Raw genomic sequence first — 19,632 nt, forward strand, 5'->3', positions numbered from 1 at the left:
CGGAATCCGCTCCCTAGCGCTTCGGACGGCAGCCTGCCCCTTATTTTTTCAACGCCTTGCTATAAATTTCAAGATACTTCGATAAATGCAGCCCGTCAAACCCTTTTACATAAGCGTCCCAATCCTTGTCTACATCTTTGCTGCCGGTAATGAATTGCGCCATGTTCGATTCGACGTAATCATTGATCGACGTCTGGAGCTGCGCGGCCAGGGAAGCATCCTCCGCCGCAATGAAGATATCGGACGGGAAGGCGATCTCCGGCTTCGCGAACGGCTCGTATTTCTTGGATTCGGTGCGCAGCCGCAGCCCGTAGCCGTCTTCCGAATACATATCCTCCGGCACGGCGAAGGAATCCCGCAGCTCATTCGTCATTTTCATGATGCCGAGCTCCTGCCATGTTCCGTTCTGCACCTGGGCCACGTTCGGCTTCGGCGTCTGCTTGAAGCGCGCCGGCGTTCCGTCCGCTGTCTTCTCGCCCTCCTTGGCCTTACGGTATCCATCTCCTTCTCTGCCCATGCTGCTGAACAGGGTCGCTTCCTCCGAGTAGAGATAGTCCGCGAACCGGATCGCCGCAATCTGCTGTTCGGCCGTCGCCTTGTTCGTAATCGCGAACTGGCCGTTGCCGGCGCCGACGAAATAGCCTGCAAGCCGCACGCCTTCCGGCCCCTTGAGCGGCGGAACCGTGACATAATCCTTGTGGCGCGGGGTCAGCTCATTCGGCGAATACACATAGCTGATCAGCGCGATGGCGACCGCTCCCATCACATTGTCCGGCCGGTTCCCGACCTGCTTCACGGCGTCCGCGTTCTGGGTGAAGGACGATTTGTCGATCAGCCCTTCCGCATACAGCTTGTGGATATAGCGCAGCCCTTCCCGCCATGCCTCCTGATTCGGCGAGAACTTCAATTCCCCGTTGTCCAGATACATATAGGTCGTGGCATCATTATAGATGAACGCATTCATCAAAAACGCGTCCAGACCTCCGCCCCACATTTCCTTTTTCCCGGCGGTCGTGAGCGGAATCTCGTCCGGCTTGCCGTTGCCGTTCGGGTCTTTCTCCTTGAACGCCTTCAAGGTCTCATAAAACTCATCCGTCGTCGCCGGCATCTTCAGGCCGAGCTTATCCAGCCACGTTTGGTTGATCCACATTTTCGAGGCGTAGGTGCAGTGGTAGCACTCGTTCACCTTCGGGATCGCGTAAATATTGCCGTCCGGCGTCGTCATCGCGTCCTTCAAGTACGGGATCTCCGCCATCGCCTGCTTTATGTTCGGCGCATACTTCTCAATCAGATCATTCAGCGGGATGAAAACGCCCTGTTGGCCGTACTTCATTTGATCCGCCTTGCTGAAGGAGCCTGCCAGAATCACTTCCGGGTAGTCGCCGCTGGCCATCATAAGCTGCTTCTTCTCCTCCAGCGCGCCTTCCGGCACGACATCCCATTTGATCTGGATATTGGTTTTCTCCTCCAGGAACTTCGTGAACTCGTTCGTCTCCAGATTCTCGATCGCCGCAGATTGGGGAGCGAACATTTTCAGCGTCATCGGCTCCTTCGCGATCGGGAAGTCCCCAACCGGGTTGAAAAGCTCCTCCGCCTTGGCCTCATCGGCCGGATCGGTTGCTGCCGCTCCCTGCTTCGCGCTCCCTCCTCCGGAGCATGCCGCCAGCAGCAGCGAGATGCTCAACAGCATGGCGAGCAAGACAGATCCTTTTTGTCTCATGGTTAGACCCTCCTTGAAAATGTCATCTCATAGCGAAATGCATAAGGCATGCCGTGTCACCCTTTTAATGACCCGATCAAGACGCCCTTCACAAAATGCTTCTGGACGAACGGATAAATCATCAGCACGGGCGCGCTGGCCACCACGATGAGCGAATACTTCAGCAGCTCGGCGATGCCTTGAAGCTGCAGCATGTCATCCACATTGGCCATCATGGTCGGGTCCACGGAATTGAGAATCAAAATGTTGCGCAGCACGATTTGCAGCGGGAACATATCAGGCGATTTCAAATAAATGAGCGCCCCGAAATACGAATTCCAATGCCCGACCGCATACATCAGCGTCATGACGGCCAGAATCGGCTTGGACAGCGGCAGCACGACGCTCGTCATGAAGCGGACATCGCTGCAGCCGTCCATCTCCGCCGCCTCCGACAGTTCCTCCGGGATGGAAGATTGGAAGAAGGTGCGGGCGATAATGACCTGGAATACGGCCAAGGCGCCCGGAATAATCATCGCCCAGCGCGTATCAATCAGACCGAGCGACTTCACGACCATATAGTTCGGAATGAGGCCGCCGTCGAACAGCATCGTGAAGACGAGCAGCATCATGAGCAGATGCCGTCCGTAGAACGTCTTGCGCGACAGCGGGTAGGCGATAAGCACCGTCATGACGACATTGACCAACGTGCCGAAGACGGCGTAGAAGATTGAGTTCGCGTAGCCCGTCAATATATTGGAGTTGGCGAAGACGGCCTTGTAGCCGGCAAGCGTCAACTCGACGGGAAAGATCCAGACCCGCCCCGAATTGACCGCCTGCGGCGAGCTGAACGAAGCGCTCAAAACATGAAGCAGCGGAAATAAAATAATGACCAGAATCAACGTTAAAAACATGTACACGCCCGCGAGGAACAAACGGTCGGGCAGCGATTCCCGAATCGTCGTTGTGCGCATGGAACAAGGCCCCCTTTACCACAGACTCGACTCGGACAGCCGGCGCGCAATCGCGTTAACCGTCACGATCAAGATCAGATTGATGACGGAGTTGAAGAGTCCGATCGCCGTGGAGAAGCTGAAGTTCGCATTCAACAGCCCCACCTTGTACACATAGGTCGAGATAATTTCCGACGACTCCAGATTGAGCGGGTTCTGCATCAGATACATTTTCTCGAAGCCGACGCTCATCATGCTCCCGACATTCAGAATAAGCAGAATCACCATTACCGGAAAAATGCTCGGCAAATCGATGTTCCATATTTTCTGAAAGCGCGTCGCGCCGTCGACCTTGGCCGCTTCATACAGCTCCGGATTGACGCCGGCCAGCGCGGCAATATAAATAATCGCGCCGTACCCCGTATATTGCCATACATCGGACCAGACATAAATCGATTTGAACAGCTCCGGCCGCCCCATGAAGTCGATGCCTTCCAGCCCGAAGAGCCGCAGCACATTGTTCACCATGCCGACGTTCGGGGACAGGGCGACGATAACGATAGACACCATAATGACGGTCGAAATGAAATAGGGCGCATACGTCACCATTTGCACGGTCTTTTTGAACCAGCCGTTCCGAATCTCATTCAGCAGCAAGGCCAACAGGATGGGAGCCGGGAACCCGACCGCTAGGCCGTACAGGCTGACGACGATCGTATTGCGGATGTAATTCCAGAAGTAGGGGGATTCGAGGAACTGCTCGAAATATTTCAGTCCGACCCACGGGCTGTCCCAGATGCCCTGCACGACGTTATATTCTTTGAACGCAATCAGCACGCCGCCCATAGGCACATATTTGAAAATAATCAGGTAGGCGACGGGCAGCAGGACCAGCAGGTAGAACTGCCAATGCTTCTTGATCCGCTTGCCGGCGCCTGGGGCAAACGCGAAACGCGATGTCAGGCGGCGGGGAGCGGATCCGGGCGTGACGTTTGCCATGGGGCATTCCTCCTTTGTCAAACGCATAAATGCAAATTGTTGCCGTTTTCAAGTCTGCATGTCCCCTGGCCGGCTCATCCTCTTAGAACGAAGCGCATGGCGCAGCAGCGAAGCGATGGCTTTCGGCTTCCGGCAATCCGGTCCGAAAGCCTCCCGGGTTGAGTCTGATTATAGGCGACGGAATTCCGCCGGCACAATCAACCATTTTCCCGGGGAAGAACCATTTTCTCCCGCAGCGATCCCCCTTGCGGCAAACGGTCAATTGACCGTTTTCCCTTCGCTTGACAACTTTCGCCCGCTGCTTTGGCGGGAATGTCCGTGTGTTCAGAACACCGTCAGCTCACCAATACCTACCTGGGCCGGAGCACACGATTTTCGGATTCTCGCGCGCGTGTCCTCCGCAAAAACTGTAAAAGTACATCTTTTTCAGCAGCACCGGGGCGTGGAATAGTAAAACCTGCAAATATACAGGAATTCTCCCCGTTATCGCTCGGTTCGGGACCGTTTCGGGCAAAAAACTGCACAGCTGCAGCTTTTTAAGGCAGTTCCCGTTCCGCTGGCGATCAATTCCTGCACTTTTACAGGCTTTCGCACTCCCCGTGAACGCCAAAAGGGCGACGTCCATGCACGTCGCCCCATTTATTTATTGCGCCATATCCGCCGAAGCGGCGGCGCTATGACTGCTCCGGTATTCTCCCGGAGAGATGCCTTCCATTCGTTTGAATACCCGGCTGAAGGAGACGGCCCCTCCATACCCGATCCGCTCCGCAATCGCCTGCACCGGAAGGTCGGTCTGCCGCAGCAGCCGCTTCGCTTCTTCCAGCCGGAGACCGATCAGAACATCGATGAATTTCTCGCCCGTCACTTCCTTGAAGCTTTTGCTCAGCAGCTTCGGCGCGATATCGAACGTCTCGCTCAGCAGATTCAGCGACATTTGCGGGTTCGCATAATGCTCCTGCACATAGGCCTGCACGCGGCCGATAAGCCGGGCGTTGCGCTCCTGATCGGCGCAGGCCAGACGCTCGGCCGCCCGCTCCAGCCCGTCCCGCAGCGTCCGCTCCAGCTCCTCCAGCGTCAGGCATGCATCCAGCCGCTCAATCCAGACCGCTTCCGGCGCTTCTTCCCCCGCGCTCTTCAAGCGGCGCGCCACATCCGGCACCCATTGGCGGCAGGCATGGCGAACCTCCTCCCGGGTCAGCCGCCCGGCGCGGAGCAGCTCCACCCATCCGGTCAGGCGGGCCTCTCGTTCCGCGGCCGTTACCGTCAGGCTGTGGGCGAGCGTGCGCGCCAACGGCTGCAAATCCGGCGGATCCCGGCGCAGCTCCTCCTCGATCAAAACCTGATTCGAGCCGCAGGTCATCTTCCGGCTCAAGGCGCGCAGCGCTTGATCGAGCGCATGCGGAATCGCCCGGATCGACGGCGCCGTGCCGCCGATGCCTGCCGTTGCCGTCCACTTCAGATAGCCGTTAATCCACGTCAGCATATCGTGCATCATGGCCCCCAGCCGCCGCTCGGCTTCTGCGCATGCAGCCGGCTCCCCTTCGCCTCGCTCCGGCGGCTGCCACAGCATTGCCAGCCGCTCTCCTGTCAGCCAGTCCGCCCACAGGGACCAGCCGTGCTGAACGGCCGTCTCCTGGCATGCGGACTTGGCCGCATACTGGAGGAGGAACCGGTCCCGCTTCGAATACGCCTCGACGAAGGCGGCGTAGTTGTCAAGCTCCAGCACGGCGACAAGACATGGCCGATCGGACGCGAGCGGCACATCGATATGCTGGGCCGTTCCGAGCGGATGATCCTCGTACGTCCCGTCCAGCCATTGACGGAACGTATAATTGCGCAGGAAGACCGCATCCTTCTTCCCCCGCTCGACAGACTCATCCCGTTCCGCGAACATGCGGTCCAGCGCGGATTCGATGACCGCGAATTCATCCCAGCGGCCCGTGTCCGAGCGCTTCGAGGCCGGAGTCGCGGCAATCTCGTTCACGCGGTTCACCAGCTTCGCGATCGGCTGATAATGGCGGTGCGTCACGTAGACGATCCAGGCCGCCGCAGCAAGCAGAAGCGCCATCCCCCCGATCATCCACACGTTGAACCACCGATCGGCGGACAGCACCGTCTTGACCTGGCGGAAGCCGCTCTCATATACCCAACCGGTATAGGGAGACATGTAATTCGAGACGACCTTGAAGCTTTTGCCCGAAGGGTTACCGGTATCATCGAACAGCAGATCATTCTCTTCCCCATCTATAATGCGGATGCTGTTCAATTCGGATCCGTACCAGTCCTTGACCATCGAGGCAACCGATGCGGCAGCGACATTGACGACGACCATCCCGCCGCTTCCGACCGAGTTCGGCACGCTGCGGACAAGCGAGATGACGCGCTTCGGTTCCTGAAAATCGAATTCCTTGAACGGCCGCGCTCCAATCCAGGGAGAGTCGGTGCTCTTCAGATTCCGGTTCTTCTCAATGAATTCCCGGTCCCGATACTGCTCCAGTCTCCATTCCTTGCTGCTGCTGAGCACTTTGCCGTCCTGGAAGCGGACAAGGTAGATCGAATCGATAAGCGGGTAGCTGGCGCTCATTCGCCGCATCAGCTTCATGATTCGCATATGGAGCGGAACGTCGTCATCCGCCGTTAGTTGAAAAAATTGGGCAAGTTCCGGCGAGTTCACCACTTCGGAGACCAGCGTCTGATCGATGGCTTTCAGCGAGGCATCGGTCGCGCGCAGCGTCTGCAGCAGAAGCGAGGCATTGGTGCGCATGGCGTCATTCCGGCTCTGTTCGCTCAGCGTCTGGAAAAAGACGAAGAACAAGAAGCTGACGACGATGATGAACACAGGCATATACGAGAGCAGCAGACGGTAGAACCATCGCTTGGCATTCATCATAAGGGCCTCCCTTGCTTGAACCATCGTAAGTAAACGCTTACATCGAAGATAACAAAAAAAATCCCTTGCGGGACTTGTTGTTGAAATCATAAGTGGCGGAGAGAGAGGGATTCGAACCCTCGCGGCTGTTACACCCTAACGCTTTAGCAAAGCGCCCCCTTCGGCCTCTTGGGTACCTCTCCGTATGAAAATGGCTCCCCGAACAGGACTCGAACCTGTGACAACTCGGTTAACAGCCGAGTGCTCTACCGACTGAGCTATCGGGGAATGACAAGTATTAATGTATCACAGGATAGAACAGATGTCAAGCAGGGGGAGATGAATTTCGTGTTCCCAGTCATCTCCCTCCCATGGCCTACTCCCCGCTCTCCTTCCCGAAATGCTTGGCCAGCTCCACGATAAGCGCGCCCATCCGCTCTTCTTCGGGGACAATGATCCGCTTGACCCCTTCCTCAACGATGGCTGCCGCCGTTACTTTGCCGACCGCGGCCATCCATGTCCGGCTGGCGAACACCTCCAGGAGCCGCTCCGTCAATCCGTTCCGCTTCGCATACTCGAACAGGAAGCGCGCCTGCGGAGCGCTGGTCACCGCGACGGCGTCCACTTCCCCGGCGAGCAGCTCGGCCGCGAGCCGGCGCAGCACGTCCTCCGGCGGCGGGGTATGGCGATACGGCATCAGCTCCATCGTATCGGCGCCCGCTTGCTTGAAATACGCAACCAGCGCCGGGGCCGGATCGCCGTGCAGTTGGAGCGAGACGAGCCGCCCGGCCAAGTCGGTCCCGCTCGCGTCGAGCGAGCGCAGCAGCCCGGCTGTCGAGCCGTCGTCATCCCGGACGGCGGGCGCGATGCCGATTCGCTTCAGCGCATTCACCGTCTTGTATCCGCGCGCCGCGTGCTTCATCTCCGCCATCTTGCGAAGGAATGCCTGCTCCTTCCCTGCTTCGCGGGCCGCTTCCAGCAGCCTGTCCAAGCCCATCCCCGTCGTCCAGACGGCCAGCGACACCGGCGCCTCCAGCAGCCGGTCGACTTCCGCCTCCAGCCGCTCGAACCCCTCAAGCATCGTTCCCTGCGCCGGCCTTACCAAGGGCGTACCGCCCTGCTTGCGCACGAGCGCGGACATTTCTTCCGCCTTGCGAGGTCCCGTGATAACAATCGTTTTCCCTTCCAGCTTAGCCATGATCCTTCCTCCCCGTCTCTGTGCGGACCGGAACGAGCCGGAGCTTGCCGCGGCAGCGGCCGCACACATATTTCGTCACATCCACTCTCCGCTTGCGGAGATAGGTGCGGCGGCAATCGACGCATTCCAAGCGATAGCGGTAAGGCAGCCTGCGCTTGCCCTCCGCGCCGGGCAAGGAACGGCAGTAGCGCGAGCCCCCCACGGCCTGGAGCAGTTCCTTGAATTCGCGGTCGCGGTGCCGATAGCCTCTTCCTTCCAGATGAAGATGGTAATGACACAGCTCGTGCTTGATGATCCGTTCGACTTCCTCCTCGCCGAAGGCCTCCAACTGCTTCGGGTTGATCTCGATATGATGCGTGGCTAGCAGATAGCGGCCTCCCGTCGACTTGAGCCGCCCGTTATAGCGGGCCTGATGCCGGAACGGCTTGCCGAAGTCCCGCAAGGACACCGCCTCTACCCATTGCTGCAGCGATTGGTTCGTATAGGTCATCTGTATCACCCTGCTTCCCTACTTGAATTTGTACTGGAAGTCCAGTACACTGTCAAGAGTAGAATTGCGGATGAAGAGAGGGATTGCCGGATGGCGAAGATGCGCTATATTCTGTTTCAACTGGGAAGCGACTGGGAATTCGTCGAGATGCCTGCCGAATATGCCTACCAACTGAGCGCGCTGAATCTGCGCTTGCATAAGGAAATCAGTAAGCTGACAGCGGAACGGGTGCCGAAGCTGCCCGTGGCGATCGCGGAATGCGAGCAGTTGGAACTGCTGCAGGAGGAGGCGCGCACGGTCAGCGGACTCGAATATATGAACCGGCTGGAACAGGCCTTCGCCGGGATTCAAGAGGAGCATTATCCCCTCATCGCGCTGCTGACGGAGATACGGGCGCTGCAGGCCCAGATGGAGCAATGGTACGAGGATGAGGCCGAAACGGCCGGCATCCAATAGCGGAATGTCAGGATGTACAAGCCGCAAGCGATGAATCGAATAAACGACTACGGATCATAACCGGAACGAAGCCCGCCGCCTCGTTCCGGTTTTTTGCGTCGGACCTGCACCAAATGCGGCGGCAGCCCATAAGATAGCGTTACAACGAAGAATCTTCGTCCCCGGGCTGAAGGAGGGATACTCATGCCGCAATGGTTATGCAACCAGTTGATGCGCGCCTTCCACAAGAAGGACCGCCGCCAGATTAAGCTGTTGAATGAGTGCTGGTTTTTTTATCGTTCGAAGCAGCGCGTTCATCCGTAAATGCAAGCGCTATTTCCACAAGTCCAAGGCGCCTGAGGACATGTCCGAACGGCAGCCGTAACCCCGATCGAATGAAGCCCCCGCGGCGCCCGTCTATGCGAACGGACGGCCAGCGGGGGCTTATTAGCTTTTCGAGCAGGTAAGCGCGCGGCGTCCTTATTGCAGGTTCTCGACGCTCGAGCGCTTCATCGTCAAGCCGACGCGCCCTTTTTTCACATCGACGGACAGCACCCATACCGTGACATTGTCCCCGACGGACACCACATCGAGCGGATGCTTCACATACCGATCGCTAAGCTGCGAGATATGCACCAGGCCGTCGTTTTTGATGCCGATGTCGACGAAGGCGCCGAAATCAATCACATTGCGGACCGTTCCCTTCAGTTCCATGCCCGGCTTCAAATCTTCAATCTGCAGCACGTCCGTACGGAACACGACCGGAGGCAGCTCCTCCCGCGGGTCGCGGCCCGGACGGAGCAAGCTGTCGATAATATCCTTCAAGGTCGGCACGCCCACTTCCAGCCGTTCCGCATAGCCGTTCACGTCCACCTTGCGCAGCTTCCCGGCCAGCTCTGGCGTGCCGATCTGGTCGGGACTGACCCCAAGCTCGGCGAACAGCCGGTCGACCACCGGATACGATTCCGGGTGAATCGGCGTATTGTCCAGCGGATGCGCCCCGTCCGGTATGCGAAGAAATCCGACGCATTGCTGGAACGCCTTCGGCCCGAGGCGGGCAACCTTGGACAGTTGCTTGCGCTCGGTGAATTTTCCGTTCTCCTCGCGGTGCTTGACGATATTTTTGGCCAGCGTCGCATTGATGCCCGATACATAGGACAACAGCGACGGGGAAGCCGTATTGACGTCGACCCCGACGTGGTTGACCGCCGATTCCACGACGGCGCCCAGACTCTCTTCCAGGCGCTTCTGCGCGACATCGTGCTGGTATTGCCCGACGCCGATCGCCTTCGGGTCGATCTTTACCAGCTCGGCGAGCGGATCCTGGAGCCGGCGGGCGATCGACACGGCGCTCCGCTCCGCGACATCAAGGCTCGGGAACTCCTCGGCCGCCAGCTTCGAAGCCGAGTAGACGCTCGCCCCCGCCTCGCTGACAATCGCGTAATGAAGCTTCAGGTCCGGACGGGATTGAATCCAGTCGGCGACGAATTGCTCGGTCTCGCGCGAGGCCGTGCCGTTGCCGATGACGACCAGTCCGACGCCGTAATGATCCGCAAGCCGGTTGAACGTCTTGACGGCTTCCGCCGTCTTGTGATGCGGGGCGGTCGGATACGTGACCGCTACCTCCAGCAGCTTGCCCGTCTCGTCGACCACCGCCAGCTTGCAGCCGGTCCGGAAGGCCGGATCGACGCCAAGCACGGTTTGCCCCCGCACCGGCGGCTGCAGCAGCAGGCTGCGCAAATTTTGCGCAAAGACTTGAATGGCCTGCTCCTCCGCCTTCTCCGTCAGTTCCCCGCGCACTTCCCGCTCGATCGAAGGCGCGATCAGACGCTTATAAGCATCCTCGATCGTCGCTTCAAGCAGAGCGTTCACGACCGATGCGCCCCGGATGGTGCGCTTGCCCATAAAGGACAGAATCTTGTCCACGGGAACATCGAGCGCAACCTTCAGGACATCTTCTCTCTCCCCCCGGTTAATGGCCAGAATGCGGTGGGACGGCAGCCGCTTGACGGGCTCCGAATACTCATAGTACATCTCGTAAACCGATTCCTGCTCTTTATCCTTCGCTTCGGTGCGAATGACGCCCTGATCCATCGTATACCGGCGTACCCAGGCGCGTATATCCGGATCGTCGCCCAGCATCTCCGCGATAATATCTTGAGCGCCCTGCAGCGCATTCTCGGCGGCAGGAACGCCTTTCTCTTCATTTACATAAGCGGACGCCTCCTGCAGCGGATCGCCCTGCTTCGGCAAAGAGAGAATCCACTGCGCCAACGGCTCGAGCCCGCGTTCCTTCGCCACGCTGGCGCGCGTCTTGCGCTTCTGCCGGTAAGGGCGGTACAAATCCTCCACTTCCTGCAGCTTCGCGGCCTGGACAATCGAATCCAGCAGCGGCTCCGTCAGCTTCCCCTGCTCGTTGATGAGCCGGAGCACCTCGCGCTTGCGCTCCTCCAGGCCCCGCAAATAACCGAGCCGCTCCTCCAGCGTCCGGAGTTGCGTCTCATCCAGCTCCCCCGTCATCTCCTTGCGGTACCGGGCGATGAACGGGATCGTGTTCCCTTCATCCAACAGCTCGATCGTCCGTTGGACTTGTCCGCGTCCAAGAGACAACTCCGAGGCAAGCTGATGGAGAAGACGTTCCGGCTCGTTCGTTGTCATCTGTTCAATTGCCGCGTCCAGCGCTTGGACTTCCATCGTTTCGTCACGTACGGTCATGTATGACTTCCTTTCCATACCTGTTTCTGCAACCCTTTACAGCCTACTCATTATTGTCGCAAAAACAAGCCGTAAAATCCACACTCATCTTCATTGCAATGCGGCATGCCCGTATGAAGGACAACAGGCCCGGCGCATTAGAGATATCCGCGCCGGACTTGATTCGACATGCCGCGTCTCCGTTCCTGGCGTCCATCGGCGGCTCGCGTCGAATTCGAAGGGAACATGAAGCCTTCCAAGGGCAGAGTCAAGGCTTTTCGAACTAGGGCCATGACGTTAGGAGCATTTTAGGCAAATCATGGTCCGCATGATTGTCAAGATTGTTGCGGTTATGTACAATATGGTACACAACTAGAGCACTATAATGAACAGCCTGCGGAATATCCTCTATATGAACCCTGTGAAGAACCGGCTTGGCAAAAACAAGGTGATTTCGGCAGTGAACCGATCGGCTATCCTTTTCCCAAAACGATAAGAGATAAGGAGTGTTCGAATGTTGAACAAAAAGCTATCCCGTATCAGCGCGATCTGCTCAATGACTCTTGCTTTATCCCTGCTGCAGCCTGTCCACTATATTCATGCCGAGCCTGCCTCGTCAGCGCAGCAGTCCCCTTCTTCCCCAGCCGCATCCGTCCCCTCTTACTCCCAACATGATCTCGAGGTGCTCAGCCGCGATCTTGCCGGGATTCCTCTCGACGGCAATTCCTATAACGGCGGCGTGGCCGCATTCGGGGAGCATGCCTTCGCCGTCGCTGCCGATCCGCGCTCAACCTCGATTATGACCGCAGCCCGCTACGGCCAGGGCCGCATCGCCGCAATTGGCGGGGAAGCATACTTCAAGCTCACCGAGCCCGATGCGAGCGGCAATGCGATCGTCGCCCGCAACATTTTGAACTGGCTTACGGAAGATTTGCCGCTCAGCTATGAGCAAGCGCGCGCGGGGCAGGGCCGCATCTCCATCATTACGAAGACTTCAGACTTCGCCGCACATGCGGATCTGCCAATCGATATTACCCATGTCGACCGATGGACGGCCACAGATGAACAAGGCAAGGCTATCCTTAATCCAGCCTCACATCCGATCGCCTTTATTGACTACACCTATGTGGAGGAAGAGGAAGTGCAGCCGCTGCTGGACTACATACGGGAAGGCGGCCGCCTCGTCTTCGCCGCCAAGGGCTGGGTCTTCGAGCAGTACCCATCCGTGTCGAAAGAGACAGGCCAAGCCACCGCATCGCTCGCATCCGATTATCCGCTGCAGCGTCTCCTGAATACGGCGGGCTTGTCGCTTATGAACAACCAGGCCACGACATGGGATGGATCGGCGCCGTTCCTGAATCTGACCCAAGCCGCTCACTATGACGCGAACCACATTATGGCCGAAGCCAAAGCGATCGAAGCCGGTGCGAAAACGATCGGCGAAGCCGCTATCGGGTTCCCCGATTCCGACGACAAGGCCAAAATGAATATCATCACCTCGACATTAGGCTCGACACTTGGCTCCCTGTCTCCGGCAAGCCCGGTGTATGCCCAGGTTCATGAAGATGCGGCCAAGCTGGGCGGCATTACGCTGCCTGTCGAGCCAGCCTCCAAGCCCTACAGCGCATCTCTGCTGCCAGCGCTGATGGAGCGCCTTCTCCGCGATCCTTCCGGCGCCAAGTCGCCCTTCGCGGATGCGTTCCCGGGCCAAGCCGAGAACGGCGCTCCGGCCGTAACCGACAAACGCATCTGGGTTGATTTCGACTATTCCACCTACTCTTATCTGCGTCAATTCTACGTTCCTCAGAACTGGATCAGCACCGGCGTGTACGCGGAAGCGGGCAAGCCTATCACGATCGATGTCCCGAAAGGGACCACCAATCTCGATGTCCAGATCGGCGCTCATACCGACAACCTGAGCAGCTTGCCGCTGGACAACTGGAAGCGCGCCCCGGTGATTACGAAGCGGGAAACATTGTCTCCGGGAAGAAATACGATCACAAGCCCTTACGGCGGCCTGGTCTATCTGATTCCGACAAAGCCGAAGCCGGGAACTGCCGTCACGGTCAACCTGAACGGCGGGGTTCAGGCCCCCCATTACATCAAAGGGACGACAAAGCTGAAGGATTGGCAGGATACTGTTCGCCATTATGGTGCGCCTTGGGCCGAGCTTCAGACCGATCGGGTGATATTGACCGTGCCTTCGGAGTACGTCCGCAATCTCGATCATCCGGATGAAGTGCTGAAGCTGTGGGACGAAATGCTGACCGAATATGACAAGCTCGTCGGCACGGCGCCGAACCGAAGCCTCCCTCATCGAAGCATTTCCCTGCCTTACCGTTACGTGGGAGATATCCAGATCAGCGCCGGCTTCATGCATGCCGGGTACCCGATCATGTTCTTCAACGAACCGTCCGCCATCGATGCGGTAACCGTGGATGGCATCAAGACCCTGGACGGATGGGGCTGGTGGCATGAGACGGGCCATGAATACCAGCAAAATGCCTGGACGTGGGGCAAAGTGACGGAAGTAACCGTCAATATCTTCTCCCTGTACATTCAGGACCGCTTCGGCAATCCGTCTCGTCTGCTGCAAAAGCGGTCCGACGGCACGACCATCTATGACACCGCCTTCAAATATATCGAGGCAACCAATGCGGATAAAAACTTCAACGATGACAACCAAGCCGACGTGTGGACGCGACTTGTCATGTTCCGCCAGCTCCAGCTCGCTTACGGCTGGGATCTGTACACGAAGCTGAACCATGACGTTCGCGAGCTGCCTGCCGATATGCTGCCGAAGACGGATCAAGAACGCATCGACTTCTTCGTTACGAAAGCGTCGGAGCTGAGCGGAAATAACCTGCTGGAGTTTTTCGACAAATGGGGCCTGAAATATTCCGCGGCCGCCAAGAACAAGGTCGAGGGGATGAAATTGCCGAAGCTGAAGACTCCGATATGGACATTGAAGGACAAGGAAAAGTGAGTGGGCCAAGCGGATTATTCCGTTTCCTTAAGCCGCGAATAAAGGGATGGCGGGCCGCCGCTATCCCTTTAATTTTATGCCTTTTGTGGCCTCATATGGTCGTCGGGGCCCTGCCTTCACACTCCTTTTAACCAGTCTCCCGACGGCTCAGAATGAAATCAATGAAGCAATCGGAAGCGTGTATGGTTGTTGGTTGGCCGGTTAGTCGGTTGGTCGTATTTATTTTTTCCTCATTATGCAATCCTTTTGCTCGTTCTCCCTTTCGTTCAGGAAAAATATCCTCCAATGAGCCTTATGTGGAATCTCCCCTCCGCTCAGGATTCAATATCCGCTGTGCCTGAATCGGTGGTGTAAGCAGGTTAATTGGCTGGCAGTCCTAATCTTGATTCTGCTGAGCTACGCAATATTGTCCGTAAAAAGCGCAGGTTGCTGGTCTAGCTTTCCTCGGCTTCCCTGAGCCAATGGGATGTTCGCCGAAAGAGGCACAAATAGCTCCCTTGGCTTGCCTTGCGTGCTCTGACTCATTGGGATATTGGTCGCAAGAGCACATAGGGCTTCGGTTGCGCTGGCCTTGGCTCTCTGAGCCGTTGGGATATCGAACATAAGAGCCCAAAGAGGCTCGAATGCGGTTGTTGAGGCTGAATCTGACTCAAGGGGATATCGAACATAAGCGGCACATAGCCCCACCCTCCGCCTCTCGCACAGGCAACAAAAAAAGGCGGGGACAGCCCCACCCGTAGGTTCGAATGTTCTCACGCGGCAACAAAAAAACGAGGCAGGCCTCGTTCAGTCGGTCGCAATCGGTTTTTAAAAATCAATCAATCCGAGGCTGATAAGCAGCCCGTCATCGACCTTGTGCATCGTCTCTTCATCTAAGTGTGTTATTTTGTCGGTGAGCCGTTGTTTGTCGATGGTGCGGATCTGTTCCAGCAAAATGACGGAGTCGCGGTCGAAGCCATGCGTCTTCGCGTCAATCTCAACATGAGTCGGCAATTTGGCCTTCTGGATCTGGGCCGTAATTGCCGCCACGATGACGGTTGGGCTGAACCGGTTCCCGATATCATTCTGAATGACGAGAACGGGACGCACCCCTCCTTGCTCTGAACCTACGACGGGCGATAAATCCGCAAAAAAAACGTCGCCGCGCTTTACAATCAATGTCTACACCCCGCTAACCAAGCGGTCGAGCGTGCCATCCGCTTCGACTTCTGCGTAAAAAGCCTCGGATGCCATCGTCAAGTTAATCTTGGCCATTTCCATATAGCCGCGCTGCATCGATTCACGGATATGACGCTTCTTGCGCTCTTGCAAATACAACTTCATCGCTTGGCGAATGAACTCGCTTCGATTCGATTTTTCCATAGCAACGATACCGTCCACTTCTTGCAATAGTTGGTCGGGCAAGCTGACCATAATTCGTTTGGTGTTCTGAATATTAGCCACCTGTCCTCGCACCCCCAAAGCCTTTGCTGCCTAGTACCCATTATGTCGATTCTGTAGAAAAATTATACAACAGCATATATATGCTTCATCCATATCGAGTATGTTGCAGACCTTCTGCCTGCAGACAATCCCTGATACTTATTCTCTCTTCAACGTGAAAATCCTGCCGAAAATGTAAAAATGATTTCGGTAAAAGGTGCCATTCCCCTAAATTCCGTCAATTTATTGCACCTTCGGCGTGAGCCCCCGGTCGCAGCAGCGGGTTAACCACTTTCACGGGCTTCCCGCTCTCGAGATAGAGGCGCGGCATACGATGGGCAACCATGCAGACGACTTCATAGTGAATCGTCCCAAGATGCTCGGCGATCTCCTCCGCCGTAATGCGCTCTTCGCCCTGTTCGCCCAGGAGCACTACTTCTTCTCCCGGCCCTGGCAGCGGCCCTTCTTCGCCTAGCGGCTCCAACGAGACCATGCACTGATCCATGCAGATGCGCCCCAGCACCGGTACGCGCCGGCCTCGGATCAGCATGTGCGCTTTCCCGCTCAGCATGCGGGAATAGCCGTCCGCATATCCGACGGGAATGGTCGCAATGCGCTCCTCCCCGCTCGTATAGTAATGCATGCCGTAGCTAATCGCCTCGCCGGCGGGGACCGTCTTCACATGGACGATGGCCGTCTTCAGACTCAGCACCGGCCGCAATTGGATTCGCTGGCGGTTCACATCGGCGGACGGATACAACCCGTAAGCGCTGATGCCTACCCGCACCATATCAAATGCGGACTCCGGCAACTCCATTGCCGCCGCGCTGTTGCTCGCATGTATCAATGGTACGGTAAGCGCCTGCCTCTTCAGCTCGTCAATGACCGCCTGGAACCGTTGCTGCTGCAGGCGGCTGTAGGATTGATCCTTCTCATCCGCACCCGCGAAATGGGTAAACACCCCTTCGACCCGTACGCCGGCAATCGACTGCAGGCGGCGGACACAGCGGGCCGTATCCTCCGGCGTGCGGTGACCCAGCCGTCCCATGCCCGTATCCGTCTTGACATGCACCTTGAGAAGGCGCCCGCCGTACCGGGCCGACAGCTCAGGCCCCTCTTCCTCCAACTTGCGGATACACTCCTCCGTAAAAACCGTCAAGGATATATCATGCTCGAAGGCGGCTTCAATCCCGGCAGGCGGCGTATAGCCCAATACCAATATCGGCACCTGTACGCCGGCCCGGCGCAATTGTACGGCTTCATCCAGGAACGCCACGTTCACATAATCCGCTCCGAACCGTTCCGCGGCGCGCGCGATCTCCTCCGCCCCATGTCCGTAAGCATTTGCCTTTACACAGATGCTCAACTTCGTGGCAGACGGAAGCGCGGCGCGAAAAGCTTCCATATTGTGATGCAGCGCATCCAGCGAAATCTCCGCTCGCGTGGGACGATAATACGCCTCCATGGTCAGTCACCTTCTTCATGTCTGTTCATCCCGTTCCATGTAACAAACCTATGTTAATGCCCATGGCGGAGACTGTCAACCAAGGAGAGATGGAAATAACCAACCATTACTAAGGAAAATTCCGCTGCTCGCGGTCGGCTGTTTGCAAGAGGCGCAATGATTCGCGCTGCTCGCCGATAGCGAGAAGGCCCGTATCCCGTGGAGCGCCACGGAATACGGACCGGAGAACTGTGCTGCAGCCGTTATTTTCCAGGCTGATCCACGAGCGATTGTGCAATTTTCACCATTTCTTGCTCCGGCAGATCGCCGCTCAGCATCCGGTACTTCACTCCTTCATAAGTCCAGGTGAGCGTCTTCTGCTCCTCACCTGTCATTTGCCCATAGGTGAAGCCAAGATCTACCGCCTTCGAGCCTTCGACCTGAAGCCCGACTTCCATATCCTTCGGCCGGGATTCGATCAGCGTAAACGAATACGTGCCCGTATACCGCATCATGACCGGATGATCTCCGCTGTTCGGAAGCTCTTGCTCATCGAGCTTGGCCACGCCCTCCGGCAGATAGGACGGCTCGATGAAGCCGAACGGCCCCATATCCTCTTCCACCTGCGCGGTGTCAGGCTCCTGCCCTGCCGCATCCGTACCTTCCGCTCCGTCCCCAGGGGCAAGCGTCTCCCGGGATGGCGGCTGTCCGTTCTCATCCAGCTCGCCGTTCGGAATCATCGCATGATTCATGCCCGTCATATTGCGCTGCATGTCGAAGGAATCTTTATCGAATTTCTTGCCGAATTCGAATTGATTGAACTTCATCTCGACGACAACCTGCGCCTCCGAATCGGTGACCTGCACCTGCTTCGGCGTGTAGTCGCTCTTGTGCAGCCAGATCTTCTGGCGGACGAGCGAGTCCGTCTGATAATCGGCTGCCACATCGAATACGTAGCTGTCGCCATCCTCGGTGAATTGGCGGCCCTCATCCGAGAGAATGCTGCGGACCAGAGTCTGGTAGAGGTAGACCTGCCCTTGATTTTCCGGCCACTCGCTCTGGAAGCGGAAGATCTTCTTCAGGCTCGGCGTCAGCACGAACACGCCCTCTTCATTGCGAAGCACGATCTGCTTGATGTCCTTCTTCTCGTTCGTCAGCTCAATCCGATAATAGGTCGGATCCTGATACCACACCTCCACGCGATACTGCAGCGGCTGAGTACCGGAATGCAGCGTCATCGTGCCGATGCCGGCATAGCTTTCCAATTTGCTCATTACTTGATCCAGGTCATGGACCACATCGGTTGCGTCCTTCTTTCCGCATCCGGCGACCAGGATCGCCACACTCATCACGATGGCCAACATCCACGTGAGTCGACGCATGTAATCATCCCCTCTGACATGAGTATTCTTCGATTCGGTGTACTCCGCATCACTGATAACATGTCTATGAGGGAACTTGGCCGATTATGCGGACTAGTTTGACGAGCCTTCCGCGGTCTCAAAGCCGCGGGCACGGCCGCTGGAACGGCTTCTTTCACGGCAACCAGGGGGGACTCAGCGGGTCGAAAAAGAAAGTCTTCCGATCACGATGCAGCTATCGGAACAGGCGGCAGCCTTATTTTGATTTGGCCCGTAATTTGGTCAAGACAACGGCGGCTTCCCCGTCTTCTTGAAAATAGCCGCTTGGATGCTTTCCGCGCGCCCATTTCTTGAGCTTGACCGCAATTCCTTGGTCGGTCCCAATCGCGACCGATATTGTTACAGGCTGGTTCGTCCACGTATCCGGCGAACGCGTCAATGTCAACCGGGGAGGCTGCCTATAAATATTCGCGATCGTAATCGTCGCGACGGCTTCGTTCCCGGCCTGATCCTTGGCATAAACGGTATAGACTCCATTGTCGGAGACGTTGAAGCTGTCTCCCGCGAGCGCGTTTCCTCCAGTGAATCCGATATTCCCCGTTTGAGGGATTTTTGACGTATTCGAGCGCACGGATCAACAAAAAAAGCTCTCCGAAGAGAGCGTTTTTCGCTTGAGCTGATACATGATTGGACGTGTCCAGTCAAGACGGTTGCTTGCGGCCACGCGACAGAAGGATCGCGAATGACGGCCGGACTTCACGGATACACTACTCGAAAAAGGAAGGCAGGTGCTCCCATTGATGGATCCATCGGATCGCGAGACCGAACATAACCATTCTGACGTGTCAACGGTGCAATCGCAGCGCAATGATTTGACGGCCGAGGAGTTCCCGGAAGGGCCGTACGGCGCGAGCATCGAATCGGAATCGCTTGGCAAAAGCACGCCGTGGCGCAAGGGGCAGCATGGCCCGCGCCCGTACGGCAATGAAAATCTGCACTTGCATCAAGGGTTGAAGCGGAACTATCCCGACGAAGACCTGATGGCAGAGGATTCGCAGCGGGAACGGATTGAAGATGAATAG

General features: G+C 57.2%; 16 protein-coding genes and 2 tRNA genes. 4 read left to right on the forward strand and 14 right to left on the reverse strand.

The genetic code is table 11. The features are described from left to right. Positions 1-40: 40 nt before the first annotated feature. From ABD76_RS13655 to ABD76_RS13690, 8 genes are all read right to left on the reverse strand, one after another. On the reverse strand, positions 41-1,720 hold the full coding sequence (locus ABD76_RS13655; RefSeq protein ID WP_197257675.1) for an ABC transporter substrate-binding protein: 1,680 nt from the start codon (positions 1,718-1,720) through the stop codon (positions 41-43). A 56-nt stretch (positions 1,721-1,776) separates the two neighbouring features. Further along, on the reverse strand, positions 1,777-2,673 hold the full coding sequence (locus tag ABD76_RS13660; RefSeq protein ID WP_197257677.1) for a carbohydrate ABC transporter permease: 897 nt from the start codon (positions 2,671-2,673) through the stop codon (positions 1,777-1,779). Positions 2,674-2,688: 15 nt separating this feature from the next. Beyond that, positions 2,689-3,651 (reverse strand): ABC transporter permease, encoded by a 963-nt coding sequence (locus ABD76_RS13665; protein ID WP_197257679.1) that lies wholly within the window; start codon positions 3,649-3,651, stop codon positions 2,689-2,691. Positions 3,652-4,294: 643 nt separating this feature from the next. Continuing rightward, the gene (locus ABD76_RS13670) at positions 4,295-6,538 is read right to left on the reverse strand and encodes a helix-turn-helix domain-containing protein (protein WP_197257681.1); all 2,244 of its coding nucleotides are present in this window, start codon (positions 6,536-6,538) and stop codon (positions 4,295-4,297) included. 96 nt (positions 6,539-6,634) lie between these two features. Next, positions 6,635-6,723, reverse strand: a tRNA-Ser gene (locus ABD76_RS13675). Positions 6,724-6,732: 9 nt separating this feature from the next. Continuing rightward, positions 6,733-6,808 (reverse strand) — tRNA-Asn (locus tag ABD76_RS13680). An 88-nt stretch (positions 6,809-6,896) separates the two neighbouring features. Next, a complete protein-coding gene (locus tag ABD76_RS13685; protein WP_197257683.1) occupies positions 6,897-7,718 on the reverse strand; it encodes a uroporphyrinogen-III synthase in 822 nt (273 codons plus the stop codon). Then, a complete protein-coding gene (locus ABD76_RS13690; protein WP_197257685.1) occupies positions 7,711-8,208 on the reverse strand; it encodes a SprT family protein in 498 nt (165 codons plus the stop codon). The genes ABD76_RS13685 and ABD76_RS13690 overlap by 8 nt, the downstream gene beginning before the upstream one ends. Before the next feature lie 90 nt (positions 8,209-8,298). On the opposite strand from ABD76_RS13690, the gene ABD76_RS13695 reads away from it, so the two are divergent. Both ABD76_RS13695 and cmpA read left to right on the forward strand, forming a co-directional pair. After that, positions 8,299-8,664, forward strand: a complete 366-nt coding sequence (locus ABD76_RS13695) for a hydrolase/acyltransferase (protein ID WP_197257687.1) — start codon at positions 8,299-8,301, stop codon at positions 8,662-8,664. 183 nt (positions 8,665-8,847) lie between these two features. Next, complete coding sequence (gene cmpA, locus ABD76_RS13700) at positions 8,848-8,967, forward strand: cortex morphogenetic protein CmpA (RefSeq protein ID WP_006677697.1); 120 nt, start codon at positions 8,848-8,850, stop codon at positions 8,965-8,967. A gap of 156 nt (positions 8,968-9,123) precedes the next feature. On the opposite strand, the gene ABD76_RS13705 is transcribed toward cmpA, so the two are convergent. Beyond that, positions 9,124-11,358: a Tex family protein gene (locus tag ABD76_RS13705; RefSeq protein WP_197257688.1), complete on the reverse strand. Its 2,235-nt coding sequence runs from the start codon at positions 11,356-11,358 to the stop codon at positions 9,124-9,126. A 493-nt stretch (positions 11,359-11,851) separates the two neighbouring features. Here ABD76_RS13705 and ABD76_RS13710 point away from each other — a divergent pair, with 493 nt between their 5' ends. Continuing rightward, positions 11,852-14,323, forward strand: coding sequence for a M60 family metallopeptidase (locus ABD76_RS13710; RefSeq protein ID WP_197257690.1), 2,472 nt, complete (start codon positions 11,852-11,854; stop codon positions 14,321-14,323). An 807-nt stretch (positions 14,324-15,130) separates the two neighbouring features. Here the strand turns inward: ABD76_RS13710 and ABD76_RS13715 are convergent. The 5 genes from ABD76_RS13715 to ABD76_RS13735 all read right to left on the reverse strand — a co-directional run bounded on the left by ABD76_RS13715 (position 15,131) and on the right by ABD76_RS13735 (position 19,181). Further along, entirely contained in the window at positions 15,131-15,481 is a 351-nt protein-coding gene (locus ABD76_RS13715; protein WP_006677694.1) for a type II toxin-antitoxin system PemK/MazF family toxin, read from the reverse strand. Positions 15,482-15,484: 3 nt separating this feature from the next. Beyond that, the gene (locus tag ABD76_RS13720; RefSeq protein ID WP_338125122.1) at positions 15,485-15,766 is read right to left on the reverse strand and encodes a CopG family ribbon-helix-helix protein; all 282 of its coding nucleotides are present in this window, start codon (positions 15,764-15,766) and stop codon (positions 15,485-15,487) included. A gap of 217 nt (positions 15,767-15,983) precedes the next feature. Next, a complete protein-coding gene (gene alr, locus ABD76_RS13725) occupies positions 15,984-17,210 on the reverse strand; it encodes an alanine racemase (protein WP_197257692.1) in 1,227 nt (408 codons plus the stop codon). A gap of 242 nt (positions 17,211-17,452) precedes the next feature. Then, on the reverse strand, positions 17,453-18,571 hold the full coding sequence (locus tag ABD76_RS13730; RefSeq protein WP_197257694.1) for a DUF4367 domain-containing protein: 1,119 nt from the start codon (positions 18,569-18,571) through the stop codon (positions 17,453-17,455). A gap of 235 nt (positions 18,572-18,806) precedes the next feature. Continuing rightward, positions 18,807-19,181, reverse strand: coding sequence for a hypothetical protein (locus tag ABD76_RS13735; protein WP_197257695.1), 375 nt, complete (start codon positions 19,179-19,181; stop codon positions 18,807-18,809). Between the two features lie 169 nt (positions 19,182-19,350). Between ABD76_RS13735 and ABD76_RS13740 the strand changes: the two genes are divergently transcribed. Next, positions 19,351-19,632 carry a hypothetical protein gene (locus ABD76_RS13740; RefSeq protein ID WP_197257697.1) on the forward strand — a complete coding sequence of 94 codons (282 nt, stop codon included), beginning with the start codon at positions 19,351-19,353 and terminating at the stop codon, positions 19,630-19,632.

The sequence above is a fragment of the Paenibacillus dendritiformis genome, from assembly GCF_015845845.1.
GTDB lineage: Bacteria > Bacillota > Bacilli > Paenibacillales > Paenibacillaceae > Paenibacillus_B > Paenibacillus_B dendritiformis_C.